Source organism: Streptomyces sp. NPDC001902, assembly GCF_042891295.1.
GTDB lineage: Bacteria > Actinomycetota > Actinomycetes > Streptomycetales > Streptomycetaceae > Actinacidiphila.
In genome coordinates, this window is sequence record NZ_JBIATA010000034.1 from 38,076 (window position 1) to 54,624 (window position 16,549).

General features: G+C 72.8%; 10 protein-coding genes. 5 read left to right on the top strand and 5 right to left on the bottom strand.

Features of this window, described 5'->3' with window-relative positions:
* Positions 1-30: 30 nt before the first annotated feature.
* Positions 31-2,820, top strand: coding sequence for a cation-translocating P-type ATPase (locus ACFYYN_RS37545; RefSeq protein ID WP_500549317.1), 2,790 nt, complete (start codon positions 31-33; stop codon positions 2,818-2,820).
* Here the strand turns inward: ACFYYN_RS37545 and ACFYYN_RS37550 are convergent.
* The 4 genes from ACFYYN_RS37550 to ACFYYN_RS37565 form a co-directional block, all read right to left on the bottom strand.
* Positions 2,781-3,881 (bottom strand): sensor histidine kinase, encoded by a 1,101-nt coding sequence (locus ACFYYN_RS37550; RefSeq protein WP_500329068.1) that lies wholly within the window; start codon positions 3,879-3,881, stop codon positions 2,781-2,783. The genes ACFYYN_RS37545 and ACFYYN_RS37550 overlap by 40 nt on opposite strands.
* Positions 3,878-4,543, bottom strand: coding sequence for a response regulator (locus tag ACFYYN_RS37555; RefSeq protein WP_499514378.1), 666 nt, complete (start codon positions 4,541-4,543; stop codon positions 3,878-3,880). The genes ACFYYN_RS37550 and ACFYYN_RS37555 overlap by 4 nt, the downstream gene beginning before the upstream one ends.
* A gap of 281 nt (positions 4,544-4,824) precedes the next feature.
* Positions 4,825-5,541 (bottom strand): HEAT repeat domain-containing protein, encoded by a 717-nt coding sequence (locus ACFYYN_RS37560; RefSeq protein ID WP_500549318.1) that lies wholly within the window; start codon positions 5,539-5,541, stop codon positions 4,825-4,827.
* 72 nt (positions 5,542-5,613) lie between these two features.
* A complete protein-coding gene (locus ACFYYN_RS37565; RefSeq protein ID WP_500549319.1) occupies positions 5,614-7,518 on the bottom strand; it encodes a Na+/H+ antiporter NhaA in 1,905 nt (634 codons plus the stop codon).
* A gap of 268 nt (positions 7,519-7,786) precedes the next feature.
* On the opposite strand from ACFYYN_RS37565, the gene ACFYYN_RS37570 reads away from it, so the two are divergent.
* From ACFYYN_RS37570 to ACFYYN_RS37585, 4 genes are all read left to right on the top strand, one after another.
* A complete protein-coding gene (locus ACFYYN_RS37570; RefSeq protein ID WP_500549320.1) occupies positions 7,787-10,411 on the top strand; it encodes a Pls/PosA family non-ribosomal peptide synthetase in 2,625 nt (874 codons plus the stop codon).
* Between the two features lie 145 nt (positions 10,412-10,556).
* Positions 10,557-13,034 carry an ATP-dependent Clp protease ATP-binding subunit gene (locus tag ACFYYN_RS37575; protein ID WP_500549321.1) on the top strand — a complete coding sequence of 826 codons (2,478 nt, stop codon included), beginning with the start codon at positions 10,557-10,559 and terminating at the stop codon, positions 13,032-13,034.
* A gap of 94 nt (positions 13,035-13,128) precedes the next feature.
* Positions 13,129-13,548: an SHOCT domain-containing protein gene (locus ACFYYN_RS37580; protein ID WP_500360165.1), complete on the top strand. Its 420-nt coding sequence runs from the start codon at positions 13,129-13,131 to the stop codon at positions 13,546-13,548.
* A 61-nt stretch (positions 13,549-13,609) separates the two neighbouring features.
* A complete protein-coding gene (locus ACFYYN_RS37585; protein ID WP_500549322.1) occupies positions 13,610-14,221 on the top strand; it encodes an HdeD family acid-resistance protein in 612 nt (203 codons plus the stop codon).
* Here ACFYYN_RS37585 and ACFYYN_RS37590 read toward each other — a convergent pair whose 3' ends face one another.
* A complete protein-coding gene (locus ACFYYN_RS37590; RefSeq protein WP_500549323.1) occupies positions 14,222-16,528 on the bottom strand; it encodes a SpoIIE family protein phosphatase in 2,307 nt (768 codons plus the stop codon). It lies immediately after the preceding gene.
* Between the last annotated feature and the right edge of the window lie 21 nt (positions 16,529-16,549).

The following is a 16,549-nucleotide window of genomic DNA, read 5'->3' on the forward strand; positions in this document are numbered from 1 at the left end:
CGACGCAGCGACCGGATCGGAGGCAGGACGATGACGGTGCAGCCCCACCCGGAGGGGGAACCGCCCGCGTCACCGGAAGGCTGGTACGCGCGGTCCCCGCAGGACGTCGCCATGGCGTTCGAGGTCGACCCGGACGCCGGCCTGCCGGCGGCGCGGGTGACCGAACTGCTGGCCGCGCACGGCCCGAACGCGCTGCCCGAGGAGAAACCGCCGCCGGCGTGGCGGCGCTTCTTCGACCAGTACCGCAGCTACATGCAGATCATCCTGGTCGCCGCGGCCGTCGTCTCGTTCCTGATCGCCCAGTGGAGCACCGGCATCCTCCTGGTCCTGCTGACCCTGCTCAACGCGGTCGTCGGGCTGCGCCAGGAGGGCAAGGCCGAGAGCGCGATGAACGCCCTGAAGTCGATGATGAAGGCGACCGCGCGGGTGCGGCGGGACGGCACCGAGTCGGAGATCCCGGCCGAGGGAGTCGTGGCGGGCGACATCGTGCTCATCGCCGCCGGCGACCAGGTGCCGGCCGACGGGCGGATCGTCCGGGCCAACGCCCTGCAGATCGACGAGTCCGCGCTGACCGGCGAGAGCGTCCCATCCGTCAAGGACACCGGCGCCCTGCCCGCGGGCGCCACCCCCCTCGGGCCCGGCGACCAGACCAACATGGCCTTCATGAACACCCCCGTCACGCACGGGAGCGGCGTCCTGATCGTCACCGGCACGGGCTCGGGCACGGAGCTGGGGAAGATCTCCGGGATGCTGTCGGCCACCGCCAAGGAGCAGTCGCCGCTGACCAAGGAGCTCGACGACCTCACCCTGTGGATCGCCGCGGCCGCGGGCCTGACGATGGTCGTGATGTTCGCCCTCGGCCGTGCCCGCGGCCAGGAGTGGGACGCACTGTTCGTCAGCGCGGTGTCCCTGGCCATCGCCGCGATCCCCGAGGCGCTGCCCACGGTGACCCAGGTGATCCTCTCGGTCGGCAGCCTCAACCTCGCCCGGCGCAACGCGATCGTGAAGGAACTGCCCTCGGTCGAGACCCTCGGCTTCACCTCCGCCATCAACTCCGACAAGACCGGCACCCTGACGATGAACCAGATGACCGCCGTCGAGGTGGTCAGCCCCACCGACCGCTACACCGTCTCCGGCACCGGCTACGGCCTGGAGGGCAGGATCCACCACGCCGCGGGCTCTTCCGCGGGCATCGAGGACGCGATCCTGCCGTACGTGCTGGCCAGCGACGCCAAGCTGGTGGACGGCACGGTGGTGGGCGACCCCACCGAGGGCGCGCTGCTCGTCCTCGGCCACAAGGCCGGGCTGGACATCGAGGCCACCCGCGAACGGCTGCCCCGGCTGGCCACCCTGCCGTTCGACCCCGGCTACAAGCTGATGGCCACCTTCCACTCGGCCACCGACGCCTCGGGCCGCCCGGTCGTACGGTGCTTCGTCAAGGGCGCGGCGCCGGCCGTGATGGCACGGGCCACGACCGCGCTGTCCGCCGGTACGACCGTGCCCTGGGACGACGACCTCAGCCGGCGCGCCCAGGGGGCCACCGAGCGGATGGGCGGCGAGGGACGCCGCGTCATGGCCGCCGCCACCCGCGACCTGGACCCCGCCGGCTTCGACCCCGCCGGCGACCTCCTCGCCCTCGTCACCGACCTGCGGATGACCAGCCTCGTCGGCATGATCGACCCGCCCCGCGAGGAGTCCCGGGACGCGGTCGCGGACGCCCAGGCCGCCCACATCAGGGTCCGCATGGTCACCGGCGACGACGTCACCACCGGCGCCGCCATCGCGCGGCAGCTCGGCATCCCCGGCGAGGCGATGCTCGGCGCGGACTTCGCCGCGCTGCCGGAGGAGGAACGCCTCGCCCGCATCGACGACATCGGCGTGGTCGGACGGGTCGCCCCCGAGCACAAGGTCCTGCTCGCCGACACCCTCAAGAAGAAGGGCGAGGTAGTGGCGATGACCGGCGACGGCGTCAACGACGCCCCCGCCATCAAGGCCTCGGACATCGGCATCGCCATGGGCAGCGGCACCGACGTCGCCAAGAACGCCGGCCGCATGATCCTGTCCGACGACAACTTCGCCACGATCATCCACGCGGTGGAGGAGGGCCGGAAGCTCTACGACAACCTCACCAAGTACATCCGCTTCGTCCTCCTGTTGCTGGTCACCTTCGTCCTGACCTTCCTCGGCGCGACCCTGCTCAACATCGCCGCCGGTGAACCCTTCACCCCTGCCCAGGTCCTGTGGGTGCACTTCGTCGTCAACGCCCCCTTCGGCTTCGCCCTCGGCTTCGACCAGGAGAGCCCCGGCCTGATGCGCCGCACGCCCCGGCCCCGCGGGCAGTCCGTGCTCACCAGGCCCGTGCTGATCACCGTGGGGCTGAGCGGGCTGGCGGTCACCGTCATCCTGCTGGCCCTGATCAAGGTGGGGGAGAGCCACTTCCACAGCGCCGCCGTCGGCAACTCGATGGCCTTCACCGCCTTCGCGCTCTGCCTGATCGTGGCCGCGTTCGAGTGCCGCAGCGAAACCGCCTCCGTCCTCACGACCACCACCTTCGACAGCAAGCAGATGAACTGGGCGGCCCTGGGCGAGTTCGTCCTCGCCGTCCTGGTGACCCAGATGGACGGCTTCCGGCGCATCCTGGGCACCACCGGGATCAACCTGCGGCAGTTCGGCTGGGCCCTGCTGTCCGCCGTCGTCCTGCTGCTCCTGTGGGAGCTCGGCAAGCTCCTGGCACGCCGGGTGCATGCGGCGGCCGCGGAGCGGGGCCGGGCGGCGCCGCTTCAGGTGCCCGCGGCGGGCAGTTCCAGCCTGAGCTCGTAGCCGCCGTCGGCCGTCGGGCCCGAGGTGACGGTGCCGCCGAGCAGCGCGGCGCGTTGCCGCAGGCCCACGAGGCCGTAGTGGGCGCTGGGCAGGGGGAGTGCGGGCCGGGTGGGGGCGGTGTTGGTGACCGTGACCCGGACGGTGCCGCCCTGGCGGTGGATCCGGACTCGTGCGGAGGCCCCGGGCGCGTGCTTGCGCACATTGGTCAGCGCCTCCTGGACGGTGCGGTACACCGCGCGCTGCACCGTCGGCGGCAGCCCGTCCGGCAGGTCCGGCTGCAGCTCGGCCTCGATGCCGCTGCCGCTCACCAGCCGTTCCAGGTCCGCGAGGGAGGGCTGCGGGGTCAGCTCCGTGGGCCGGCCACCGGCCGCGCGCAGCACGCTCACCATGTGCCGCAGCTCGTCCAGGGTCTGCACGCTCAGCCGCCGGATCGTCGCCGCGGCCTCCTTGACCTCGGCGTCCTGCGTGCCGACCTGGAGCGCCCCGGCCCGTACGGCGATCAGGCTGACCTGGTGGGAGACCACGTCGTGCATCTCCCGCGCGAGCTGGGCGCGTTCCTTGGCCAGTACGGTCTGCGCGGTGAGCAGCCGCTCGTGGTCACGGGCCTCCGAGATCTCGGTGAGCCGCAGCGACAGGTCCCGCCGGGCCTGCACGAGCTGGCCCAGGAAGACCGGTGCGGCGGCCGTCGCGGCGGTGTAGCTCAGGGTGATCAGGGTCGAGGGCTCGGACAGGTCGAACTTCGGCGCGGGCCACGGCGCCATGTCGGCGATCGTGAAGGCCAGCGCGCAGCCGGCCAGCAGCCACCGGCGCTGGGAGAGCGAGGCGAGGGTGTAGAGCGCGGCCAGCGTGGCGAAGGCGGCGTCCGAGACCAGCACGGCGGGCAACGCCAGGACGAAGGTGATCAGCGGCAGACGCCGGCGCAGCATCAGGGCGACGGCGCCGCCGAGGGCGCACCCGAGGCGCACCGGCTCCTCGGGGTCGACGTTGACCCAGATGTCGAACAGCGCGACCGCGACGACGACGAGGTCCACCACCACGGGTGTCGGACGCCGGAACCTCATCCGCCCTCACCGTCCTGCGGCCGCTTGAGCAGCCCCGCGCGCTCCGCGAGCAGCGCGGCCTGCACCCGGCTGCCCACCTGCAGCTTGGTCAGGATGGCGCTCACATGGTCCTTCACCGTGCCCGTCCCCAGGTGCATCCGCCCGGCGATGTCCGCGTTCGACAGGCCCTCGGCGACCAGGAGCAGGACGGCGCGCTCGCGCTCGGTCAGCCGGGCCACGCCGCGGGCCGCCGACTCCTGCGGGCCCGCGCCCAGGTAGCCGTCCACGACCGTCCGGGTGACCTTGGAGGACAGCACGGCGCCGCCGTCGGCCAGGGTTCGCACCAGGAAGGGCAGTTCCTCGGGGTCGGTGTCCTTCAGCAGGAAACCGGCCGCGCCCGAGCGGAGCGCCGTGGTCACGTACTCGTCCATGTCGAAGGTCGTCAGCATCGCCACCACCGGAGGCTGCGGCAGCCGCCGGAGCCCGGCCAGGACGGTGAGCCCGTCCACGTCGGGCATCCTGATGTCCAGCAGGACGACGTCGGGCTGGGCGTCCTGCGCCGTACGGATCGCCTGCCCGCCGGGCACCGCACCCACGACCTCGATGTCGTCCGCCGCGTCGAGGATGCGCTGGAAGCCCGTACGGATCAGGGCCTCGTCGTCGACCACCAATACCCGGATCACGCGTGCTCCACTCGCCACCGGACCCCTGCCCGATTCCTACCACGCCACGCGCCGTCCGGCAGGGCGCCGGGCCGCGTCCGGCCAGGTGACGGGGAGCGCCGGTCGGGGGCGGGCGCGGTTCCGGACGACTGCCCGACGGGGTGCCGCGGGCGGTTTCCACAACCCTGGAGCACTGACCAACGTAACACCGGGTGCTCCGCGGGCCACGGCGCGCGCGGTCCGGCGGTGCCCGGCAGGTTCGTGTTCCCCCGTGCGCCGCCCCGGCCCTCCGGCCCGGCTGATCAACCGGCGTCGTCCCGGGCGGGGAACCGGGCGAGTGCGACGGGCACCCAGGAACGGACCCTGACGTCGGGGTCGTCCGCGAGCCCGTGGATCGCCGGCAGGGTCCGCGGGCACCGTGCGGAACCGAGGCTGCTCAGCGCAGAGATCCGCACGCCCGGCGATACGTCGCAGAGCAGCCCGGTCAGGACGTCGGCGGCCCGCGGATCGGTCCCGCAATGCCCGGTCAGCGCCCCCGCCACCGCGCGGCGGACGCCCTCGTCCGGGTCCGCGGCGGCCCGCGCGAGCCGTTCGACGTCGGACGCGTGCCGCACGTAGCCGAGCAGCCAGAACGCCGTCCGCCGCAGTTCCGGGTCCGGATCGAGGGTCCAGGGGAGCAGCAGCGCGCGGGCGGAGGCGGGGTCCTCCTCGGCGAGGCGGGTCAGCTGCGCCGTGAGGGAGTCCTGGTCGTCCCCGAGGTCCCGGGCGTGGGCGCGCAGCAGTGCCGGCAGCGAGGCACGGCCCGCCGTGTGCACGAGGATCCCGGCGAGTACGGCGCGCGCGTACCAGCCCCGCGCCTCCACCGCGGCCGCGAGGTGGGCCTCCAGCGCCGGGACGAGGGCCGCGGCGCGGGCGGCGAGCACCCGCCCCTCCAGCACGTGCAGGGCGTCGAGGTCCGCGTCGGGGTCCGCCAGTCCGGTGGCGAGGGCCTCGAGGTCGGCGACCGCCGTCTCGTCCATGGGGCGTCCCTCCCGGTTCGTGCTTGCGGTACCGGGAGCCTACGGTCCCGGTACGACAGTGCCCGCGGGGCGTCAGTGGTGGAGGGCCGCCTTCGCGCGCTCCAGCGCGCCGCGGACCCCGGCCGAGAGGCTCTCGATGTCGTACGCGCGGTAGTGGCGGCGGCCGTTGATGAAGAACGTCGGGGTCCCCGACACATTGCTCAGGTCCGCGGACTCGGCGTCCTCGGCGACCCGGACGGCGACGGAGCGGGTCTCGACGTCGCGCCGGAAGCGCTCGATGTCGAGCCCGATCGCCGTGGCCAGCCGTTCGAGTCCCCGCGAGTCGAGCGCCTGGGGGTGGGCGAAGATCTGGTCGTGCATCTCCCAGAAGCGGTCCTGCTCGGCGGCGGCCTCCGTGGCGCGGGCGGCCTGGACGGCGTGGGGGTGCACGTCGGCGAGCGGCAGGTGGCGCCACACGTAACGGACGTCGCCGAAGTCGGCGAGCAGGTCGCGGATGACGGGCTCCGCCTCGCCGCAGTAGGGGCACTCGAAGTCGCCGTACTCGACGACGGTGACCAGGGCGTCGTGCGGGCCGCGGACGTGGTCGCGCTCCGGGTCCACGGGGACGGCCAGGTCCTCCAGTTGCTGCGACTTGCCGAGCAGCGCCCGCCGGCGCACCGCCCGGGGCAGCCGGTTCAGGACGAGCGTGACGCACCAGGTGAGCAGGAAGGAGAGGACCACCGCGGCGAGGATGCCGACCTTCGCCTCGGCGAGCCGTCCGCCCTGGAACGCCCGGTCCGCGATGAGGAGGGCGATGGTGAAGCCGATGCCGGAGATGGTGCCGCCGGCCGTCACCGCTCCCCAGCCGACCGCCGGGCGCAGCCGGCCGCGGCTGAGCCGGGTGGTCAGCGCGGAGGCGCCCACGATCCCGAGCGGTTTGCCCACCACGTACGCGACGACGATGCCGAGGGTGACGGGGGAGGTGAACGCGGCCGCCAACTGCCGTGCGTCGATGGTGATGCCGGCGTTGGCCAGGGCGAAGGCGGGGACGATGAGATAGCTGGTCCAGGGCCGGAAGAGCTCCTGCAGCCGGGAGTTGAGCGAGACCGACAGCGCCAGACCCCGCCGGGCGCTGCGCTCCAGTGCGGGTGTGGGCTGCTCCCTGAAGCGCAGGTAGAGCGTGCTGGCCCGGCGCAGGTCGGCGCCGCGCGCCGGGTGGTCGCAGGCCATGAGACCGAGCGCCAGCCCCGTCACGACCGGGTCCACCCCGGAGCCGAGCAGGGCGAACCACACCGCCACGCCGGTCAGCGCGTAGGCGGCGCCGCGGAACTCGCCGCAGGTCCGCACGATGGAGTTGGCCGCCCCGATCCCGACGGCGAAGAGGCCGATGGCGACGAACAGTTCGGGCCACGAGATGCCGCTGGTGTACGCGAACGCGATGACGGCGAGCGCGATGAAGTCGTCGACGACGGACGCGGTCAGGATGAACGCCCGGGTGGCCGCGGGGAGTCTGCGGCCCAGCAGGGCGTACATCCCGAGGGCGAACGCGGTGTCGGTGGAGATCACGGTGCCCCAGCCGCGCGCTTCGGGGGTGCCGTGGGTGAAGGCGAGGTAGAGGCCGAGCGGTACGAGCATCCCGGCGAGTCCGGCCATGGTCGGCAGGGTGATCCGGGTCCGCTCGCGGAACTCGCCGAGGTCGAACTCCCGGCGGGCCTCCAGGCCCACGATGAAGAAGAACAGCGTCATCAGCCCGCTGTTGATCCACTCCCGCAGGTCGAGCGACACCCCCCGTGAACCCAGCGTGAGCGACAGATGGGTGTGCCACACCGACTCGTAGTTGTCCGGCGCCAGGTTGGCCCAGGCCAGGGCGATGACCGTGGCGGCCAGCAGGAAACCGGCGCCCGCCGTCTCGGTGCGCAGGAACCGCAGGCGCGGAGTGGTCACGCCGGGGCGGCGCGGAGTCTGCCCCGTTGCCCGCAGTGACGAGAACGCGCTCACCCGCACATCGTGGCACGAGCCCGCGACGGTGGCCTGTCGCACGGGCCACGGGTCAGGACCGCGGCCCGCGCGGGGGTTCCGCGGCGCGCGCCCGCCCTACGCACGGTGACCGCTCCGGCGGCCGCGGGCCCGGCGGTTGGCGCCCCGGCGCCGGACGTTCGAGACTGCAAGGAGACGACTTCTTCCCGTACGGCCGGACAGGCGCCCACGACCCCTCGTGGCAGCGGGCCGCTGGGACGCGGATGGTCGTAGACCCTCAGGGGATCACATGGTGGACAAATCAGCCGAAGCCGGTCGGCGTGACCAGGATGAAGCTTCAGCCGCCGGGGGTGATCGTGCCGGTCCGCGGACCGGCACGGAAAGGATCCTCGCGGAGACCCTGGCCGGCGTCGTCCACGTCGAGCAGGTCCGCGTCGACAGCCACTTCTTCGAGGACCTGGGCGCCGACTCCCTGGTGATGGCCCACTTCTGCGCACGGCTGAGGAAACGGCCGGACGCGCCGTCGGTGTCGATGAAGGAGATCTACCGCCACCCCACCGTCCGCAGCCTGGCGGCCGCCCTCGAGGAGGCCGCACCGGCCGCCCCCGCCGCTTCCGCCGCGGCGCCCGCCCCCTCCGCGCCCGGTGTGAACGGGTACACCGGCGCCGACCCGTCGCGCGCCGCGGTGCCACGGCCGGCGGTGGGGCCGCCGTCCGGCACCCCCCACTACGTGCTGTGCGCCACGTTGCAGTTGGCCTTCTTCGTGGCGTACTCCTTCGGGGCCGCGCTCGTCCTCACCAAGGGCGTGGACTGGATCGCCGGAGCCTCCGGCCTGGTCGACACCTACCTGCGGGCGATCGCCTTCGGCAGCATGACCTTCGTCGCGGTGTGCGTGCTCCCGATCGTCGCCAAGTGGGTGCTCGTCGGCCGGTGGCGGCCCCGGCAGATCCGCATCTGGAGCCTGTCCTACCTGCGCTTCTGGTGCGTCAAGACCCTCATCCGGTCGGATCCGCTGGTGTTCTTCCACGGGTCGCCGCTGTACACGCTCTACCTTCGGGCACTCGGCGCGAAGATCGGACGCCGGGTCACCGTCCTGTCACGGCGCGTGCCGGTCTGCACCGACCTGCTCACCATCGGCGACGACACGGTGATCCGCAAGGACGTGTTCTTCTCCTGTTACCGCGCCGAGTCCGGGGTGATCCGGACCGGCCCCGTCACGCTCGGCAAGGACGTGCTGGTCGGCGAGGTGACGGTGATCGACATCGACACGGTCATGGGCGACGGCACCCAGCTCGGGCACGCCTCCTCGCTCCACGCCGGCCAGCGCGTCCCCGACGGCGAGCACTGGCACGGCTCCCCCGCCCAGCCCGCCGAGGTCGACTACCGGGCCGTCGGCCCGGCCCGCTGCGGCACCGCGCGCAGGGCGGGCTACTCCCTCTCGCAGTTGCTGGGAGCGGTCCTGGTCTACGTGCCGCTGGCCGTCGCCGGCTCGGTGCTGCTGTTCGCCGCCGTGCCGCAGTTCGCCTCGCTCCTGGAGCCGGACCCCAGGGCGCTGACGACCTGGTCGTTCTACTCCGACGCCCTGGTCACCTCGGTCGCCCTCTTCTTCGGCGCGGTGGTGCTCGGCCTGCTGTTCACGGTGACGGTCCCGCGCGTGCTGAACCGCGCCGTCCGGCCGGACACGGTCTACCCCCTGTTCGGCTTCCGGTACGGGATGCACCGGACCATCGGCTTCCTGACCAACCGGCGTTTCTTCAAGACCCTGTTCGGCGACAGCTCGGCCATCGTCCACTACCTCGGCGGCCTGGGCTACCGGCTCTCCCACGTGGAGCAGACCGGGTCGAACTTCGGCACGATCATGAAGCAGGACAACCCGTTCCTCAGCGCCGTCGGCCGGGGGACGATGGTGGCCGACGGGCTGTCGATCATCAACGCCGACTTCTCCAGTTCGTCCTTCTGCGTCTCGCGCGTCACCATCGGGCCGCACAACTTCGTCGGCAACTACGTCGCCTACCCGTCGCAGGGCAGGACGGGGGACAACTGCCTCCTGGCGACCAAGGTCATGGTCCCGGTGGACGGGAAGGTGCGGGAGGGCGTCGGCCTGCTGGGCTCTCCCAGCTTCGAGATCCCGCGGTCCGTCCTGCGCGACAGCAAGTTCGACCACCTCAAGGACGGCGAGACCTTCCGGCGGCGCCTGGCGGCCAAGAACAAGCACAACGTCTCCACCATGGCGCTGCACCTGCTCGCGCGGTGGGTGTTCTTCTTCTGGGTGGCGCTCGTGGTGTCGGTGGCCGCGGACCTCTACGACGCGCTCGGGGTGTCGGTGATCGCGCTCGCCAACATCCTCACGCTCGCCTTCACGGTCGCCAACATGGTGCTGTCCGAACGCATCGCCACCGGCTTCCGCGGGCTGCGGCCGCTGTACTGCTCGATCTACGAACGTCCCTTCTGGCAGCACGAGCGGTACTGGAAGGTCACGAGCGTGAGCGAGGCGATCATGGTCTTCAACGGCACGCCCTTCAAGAGCGTCATCTGGCGCTGGCTCGGCGTCCGGGTGGGCCGGCGGGTCTTCGACGACGGCTGCTACTTCCCGGAGCGTTCCCTGGTCGCCGTCGGGGACGAGTGCGTCCTCAACGAGGGCAGCCGCATCCAGTGCCACTCCCAGGAGGACGGCACCTTCAAGTCCGACCACAGCGCCCTCGGGGCCGGCTGCACGCTCGGCGTCGGCTCCCTCGTGCACTACGGGGTGACGATGGGCGACGAGGCGGTCCTCGCGCCGGACTCCTTCCTGATGAAGGGCGAGGAGATGCCGCCGGGGGCCCACTGGGCCGGCAACCCCGCCCGGGAGATGCCGGACGTGCTGCCGGTGCCCCCGGCGCACCGCGACGCCGCGACCGCCGCCCGGACCGGATGAGCGGCGGCGCCGCGCCGCGTCCGGTGACCGGCCGGGACCCCCGGTGGCACGCGCGTCCGATCGGGCCAACACTGGTGGAGTACGGGCAAATCGACTACGGCGGGCGCCACTCAGCCGTTGTGGGCCCGCCGGACGGGTGGGCAAGGTGACGACTTCCCCCTTCGGGTCCGGCGACCCGTTCTCCGACCTCTTCAACCGCTTCTTCGGGATGAGTCCCGCGGCATCGCCGCCCGCGGTCCAGCGCGTCCCCATCGGGCGCCTGCTCAGCGACTCATCGAACGAACTGCTGGCGGCCGCCGCGAGCCGGGCGGCCGCCGACGGCGCCGACCTCGACACCGAGCACCTGCTGTGGGCGGCCACCCGCGTACCTGCGGGCAGGCAGCTGCTGGAGCAGGCGGGTGTGGACCCCGACCGGCTGGCCGAGGACGTGGGCGCGATCCTGCCCTCGGGCACCGGCAGCGGGGAGCCGGCGCTGACCCCGGCGGCGAAACGCGCCCTGCTCGCCGCCCATGCGCGCTCCCAGGCCTCCGGCGCCTCCTACATCGGCCCGGAGCACATCCTCGCCGCGCTCGCGGACGACCCCCGCTCCGGCCTCGAGATGCGCTCCGAGGGCGCCGATCCCACGGCCCTGGCCGGCAAGGGCGGCGGCCCCCGGTCCGCGCCGACCGACACCCCGACCCTGGACGAGTACGGCCGGGACCTCACCGAGGAGGCGCGCGCCGGACGGCTGGACCCGGTGATCGGCCGGGGCGAGGAGATCGAGCAGACCGTCGAGGTGCTGTCCCGGCGGACGAAGAACAACCCCGTGCTCATCGGCGAACCCGGCGTCGGCAAGACCGCCATCGTCGAGGGCCTCGCGCAGCGCGTCGTGGCCGGCGAGGTGCCCAGGACGCTCCGGGACCGCAGGGTGGTCGGCCTCGACCTGGCCGGACTCGTGGCCGGCTCCAAGTACCGGGGCGAGTTCGAGGAACGCCTGAAGAAGGTGATCGACGAGGTCACCGCGGCGAAGAGCAGCGTCATCCTGTTCATCGACGAACTCCACACCGTCGTCGGCGCCGGGGCGGGCGGCGAGGGCGCCATGGACGCGGGGAACATCCTCAAACCCGCCCTGGCCCGCGGCGACCTGAGCGTGGTCGGCGCCACCACCATCGACGAGTACCGCAGGTACATCGAGAAGGACGCCGCCCTCGAGCGCCGCTTCCAGCCCGTGATGGTCCCCGAGCCCTCCGTCGACGAGACGGTCGAGATCCTGCGCGGGCTGCGCGACTCCTACGAGGCGCACCACCAGGTGCGTTACACCGACGAGGCACTGGACGCCGCGGCCGCCCTGTCCGACCGGTACGTCAGCGACCGCTTCCTGCCCGACAAGGCGATCGACCTCATGGACCAGGCCGGCGCCCGCGTGGGCCTGCGCTCCCTGGGCGGCCCGGGCCCGTCCGACGAGCTGGAGGAGCGCCTCACCAAGCTCCGCCGCGAGAAGGACGAGGCCGTCAGCACCGAGGACTTCGAACGCGCCGGCGGCCTCAAGGAGCGCATCCGGGAGCTGGAGAACGAACGCGCCGCGGTCACCGCGGAACGGGAACAGCCCCCCGGCGTCACGGCCGAGGACATCGCCGAGGTGCTGTCCGCGCGCACCGGCATCCCCGTCTCCCAGCTGAACGAGACCGAACGCGAGCGGCTGATGAAGCTGGAGGAGGACCTCCACCGGCGGGTGATCGGCCAGGACGAGGCGGTCGACGCCGTCGCCCAGGCCGTGCGCCGCGGCCGCGCCGGCATGGGCGACCCCGACCGGCCCACCGGCAGCTTCCTCTTCCTCGGACCGACCGGCGTCGGCAAGACGGAACTCGCCAAGGCGCTCGCCGAGCTCCTCTTCGGCGACCCCGAACGCATGATCCGCTTCGACATGAGCGAGTTCCAGGAGAAGCACACCGTCTCCCGGCTCGTCGGCTCCCCGCCCGGCTACGTCGGGTACGAGGAGGCCGGGCAGCTCACCGAGGCGGTGCGCCGCAAGCCGTACAGCGTCGTGCTGTTCGACGAGGTCGAGAAGGCCCACCCGGACGTCTTCAACCTGCTGCTGCAGGTGCTGGACGACGGGCGCCTCACCGACGCCCAGGGCCGCACGGTGGACTTCCGGAACACCGTGGTCATCATGACGAGCAACATCGCCTCCAAGCACATCCTCGACCACGAAGGGGCCGTCGACGACATCAGGGACGACCTGATGGCCGAGCTCCAGGCGCACTTCCGGCCCGAGTTCCTCAACCGCATCGACGAGATCATCGTCTTCCACGCGCTGACCCGGCCGGACCTCGTGCAGATCGTCGACCTCCTGCTGGAGCGCAGCCGCCGCAGGCTCCACGCCCAGCAGGTCGGCCTCGAGGTCACCCAGGCCGCCAAGGAATGGCTGGCCGACCGGGGCTACCAACCGGAGTTCGGGGCGAGGCCGTTGCGCCGCACCATCCAGACCGAACTCGACAACAGGCTCTCCAACATGCTGCTCGACGGCACCATCAACCCCGGGGACACGGTCGTCGCCGACGTCAAGGACGGGCAGCTGTCCCTCGGCCTCAAGGAGGGCGAACCGCGGGAGCCGGCCAAGGAGGCGGCGGCGTCGGACGGTTGACCCCGGCCCACCGCGCAGCTTCACGGGCGGGCATCCGCCACGGGCCCGCGCTCTCCCCGGAACCGCACGGGGCGGGCGCCAGGAGGAGACGGAAATGACCGGTCACATGTACCTGGCCTACGACTACCCGGTCCTGGGCGCGTTCTGGACGATGATGTGGATCTTCCTGTGGGTGATCTGGATCTTCCTCATCGTCCGCGTCGTGATGGACGTCTTCCGCGACGACACCATGAACGGATGGGCCAAGGCGGCCTGGCTGCTCTTCGTGCTCGTCCTCCCCTTCATCGGGATCCTCGCCTACCTCCTCTTCCGCGGCTCGGGCATGGGCAAGCGCGAGGCGGAGCAGGCGCGCACCCGCCAGAAGGCGTTCGACGACTACATCCGCGAGACCGCGGGCGGCGCCGGCACGGCGACGGGCGGGGTCGACGCGCTCGCCAAGCTCTCGGAGCTCAAGGCCAGGGGCGACCTGACCGAGGAGGAGTTCCAGCGCTTCAAGGAGAAGGTCCTGCACTGAGCCGTCCCAGCCCTTCGTCCCGCGGCGGCGTCCGCCGCCGCGGGCACCGCCGGGAGACACGATGAACGCACCGTACGGACACGCCACGACGCAAGGGCCGGCCGACCCCGACGAGGTGCTCGGCAAGCTGGGGGGCTCCTGGGGGTGGTCCCTGGGCTTCGGCCTCGCGACGCTCGTGGCGGGGGTGATCGTGCTCGTCTGGCCGGACGAGACGCTGCACGTGCTGGCGGTCGTCATCGGCCTGTACCTGCTGGTCACGGGGGTCTTCCACTTCGTCACGGCGTTCTCCCGCCGGGACGGCGGCAGCAGGGTGACGGCGGTGATCGTCGCGGTGGTCGCCGTGCTCGCGGGGGTGCTGTGCCTGCGGCACCCGCTGCAGACCGCCGCTGTGCTCTCCCTCGTCCTCGGCGCCTACTGGCTGGTGTCCGGCCTGCTCGTGGGCTTCATCGCCGTCGCGGGACGGGACATGCCGCACCGGGGCATGGCCTTCGCCGTGGCCGCGCTCGGCGTCGTCGCGGGGATCGTCGTGCTCGCCTTCCCCGTGCAGTCGGCGGTCGCACTGGCCCGGCTGGTCGGGCTGTGGCTCGTGCTGCTCGGCCTGGCCGAGGTGGCGGCGGCGCTCGCCTTGCGCTCCCTCGCGAAACGGCCGGCGCCCGCACCTCCGCACGTGTGATCAGGGCCCCGCGCCGTCGTAGGCGGCCCGTAGGGGCGGGACCGGGGTCTGCAGGGACTGTTCGGCCCAGATGGTCTTGCCCTCGCCGTGGTAGCGGGTGCCCCACTGGTCGGCGCAGCGGGAGACGATGAACAGGCCGCGCCCGCTCTCGTCCAGGGTGCGGGCGTGCTTCAAGTGCGGCGCGCTGGCTCCCGCGTCGCTGACCTCGCAGGTCAGCGTGGCGTCCAGCACGAGCCGCAGTTGCAGGGGAGGGGCCCCGTACCGCACCGCGTTGCCGACCAGTTCGCTGACGATCAGCTCCGTGGTGAAGGCCGTCTCCTCGTCGACCCCCCACTGCGCCAGCCGGCGCCGCGCCAACGACCGCGCGATGGGCGCCGCCTCCGCGTCGCTGGGCAGCGGGCAGGTCAGCACCCGGTCGCCGGGGAACCCCCGGGTGCGGGCGAGCAGCATGAGCAGGTCCCCGGGCTGGCTGCCGTTCCTGATGGCGTACGCGAAGGCGTCGCTCAGCTCCTGCAGCGGGCCCCGGCCGTACCGCTCCAGCAGGCCGTGCAGCGTTCCCGAGCCCGGGTGGAGCAGGTCCGTCAGCGGGGAGGTGCCGAACACCAGGGTGGTGTGCTCGGGGAGCGCGACCGTGGCGGCGGAGAAAGGGGTGTTGCTCGTCTCCGCCAGCAGCGGACCGGCAGAGACGGACAGCGACTCGATCGCGCCGTCGGGGAAGACGGCGATCGGCTGCGGGTGGCCCGCGAGGGCGATCGTGCAGGTGAGGTCGAGCGGGTCGTAGACGGCGATGACGCACTCCGCGGTCAGCGGTTCGCGGTGCAGGGGGTCCCCGGCCGGCAGCGCCGCCCGCTCCTCGGCCAGCCGGGTCGCCGTGTCGCTCAGCCGGGCCAGCAGTTCCTCGGGCTGCAGGTCGAGCGCGGCCAGGGAGTGGATCACCGTACGCAACTGCCCCATGGTGGTGGCGGCCTCGACGCCCCGCCCCTTGACGTCACCGGCGACCAGCGCCGTCCGTGCCCCGGGCAGCGGGATCACGTCGAACCACGCCCCTCCGCCCTCCACGCCCGCCAGGTGGAGGTGGGACGTCTCCAGCGCGATCCGCGGCGCCGGCCGCTGCGGCAGCAACCGGCGCTGCACGGTCGCGGCGATGGTGCGCTCGCGGGTGAAGCGCCGGGCGTTCTCGATGCACAGCGCCGCGTGGGTGCACACGTCCAGCGCCAGCCTGACGTCCTCCTCGTCGAAGAGGTCCTCGTCCTCGTGCCGGTAGAAGCTGACCAGGCCCAGCGCCTCACCGCGCACCGCCAGCGGCGCCACGATCAGGGAGTGCACGTTCTGCCGGCGGATCGCGTCGGCCCGGGCCGGGTCCGCCGCCAGCCACATGCTGTTCTCGTCCACGTGGATGAGCCGCGGCTGCAGATCGGCCAGCACGCGGGCGAACGGGGTGCCGTAGGGCAGGTGCCGGACGTCCCCCACGGGGTACGCCGAGATCTTCCCGCGGTAGGCGGCCCTGCGCAGCGGCACGTCGCGGTCGACGGGGACCAGCGGCGGCACCTCGCCGCGCACGACGTCCTCCACCACCTCCACAACCACGATCCCGGCGAACGCCGGGACCACCGTCTCCGCGAGCTCCTCGCAGACCGCGACGACGTCCAGCCGCTGCCCCACCCGCTCGCGCACCGCGTCCAGGACGGCCATCCGCCGGCGGCTCGTCTGCCGCTCGGTGACGTCGGAGGCCGCGGCCACCAGCCCCAGCACCTCGCCGTGCGGGCCCTCCAGACGGAAGACGGACGTGAGGTACATGCGCCGGTGCGGCCGGCCCTCGCCCAGTGCGCCGCGCACCAGGCGGTTCACCACCGGCTCGCCGGTCTCCAGCACCCGCCGGGCGACCTCCTCCTCCGTCACCGGGTCGTCCAGCTGGAACACCTCGCTGAAGTGCCGCCCGGGGCTGAGCGCCGCATCGTGCAGCGCCCGCGTCGCGCTGTTCATCCGCACCAGGCGCAACTGGTCGTCGAGGACGTGCAGACCCACCGGGGCCTGCGAGAACATCACCTTCAGCAGCGCCATGTCCCGCACCCCGAGGGCGTCGCCGCCCGCGCGCACCTCCCACATCACGCAGGCACCGCGCAGGAGCGGCCTGACCAGCAGCTCGCTCTGGCCCAGGGGGGATCCGGGCGCGCGGACGAGGTCGGCGACGGGCCGTCCCACGGCCCGGTCGGCGGGCAGGCCGAACAGCTCCTCGGCCTTGGGCCGCCACTCGGCCACCCGCCCGTCCTCGTCGACGAGCAGGAGCACGTCACCGCCACCCGCCATCCGCACGCACCTCCCACCTCA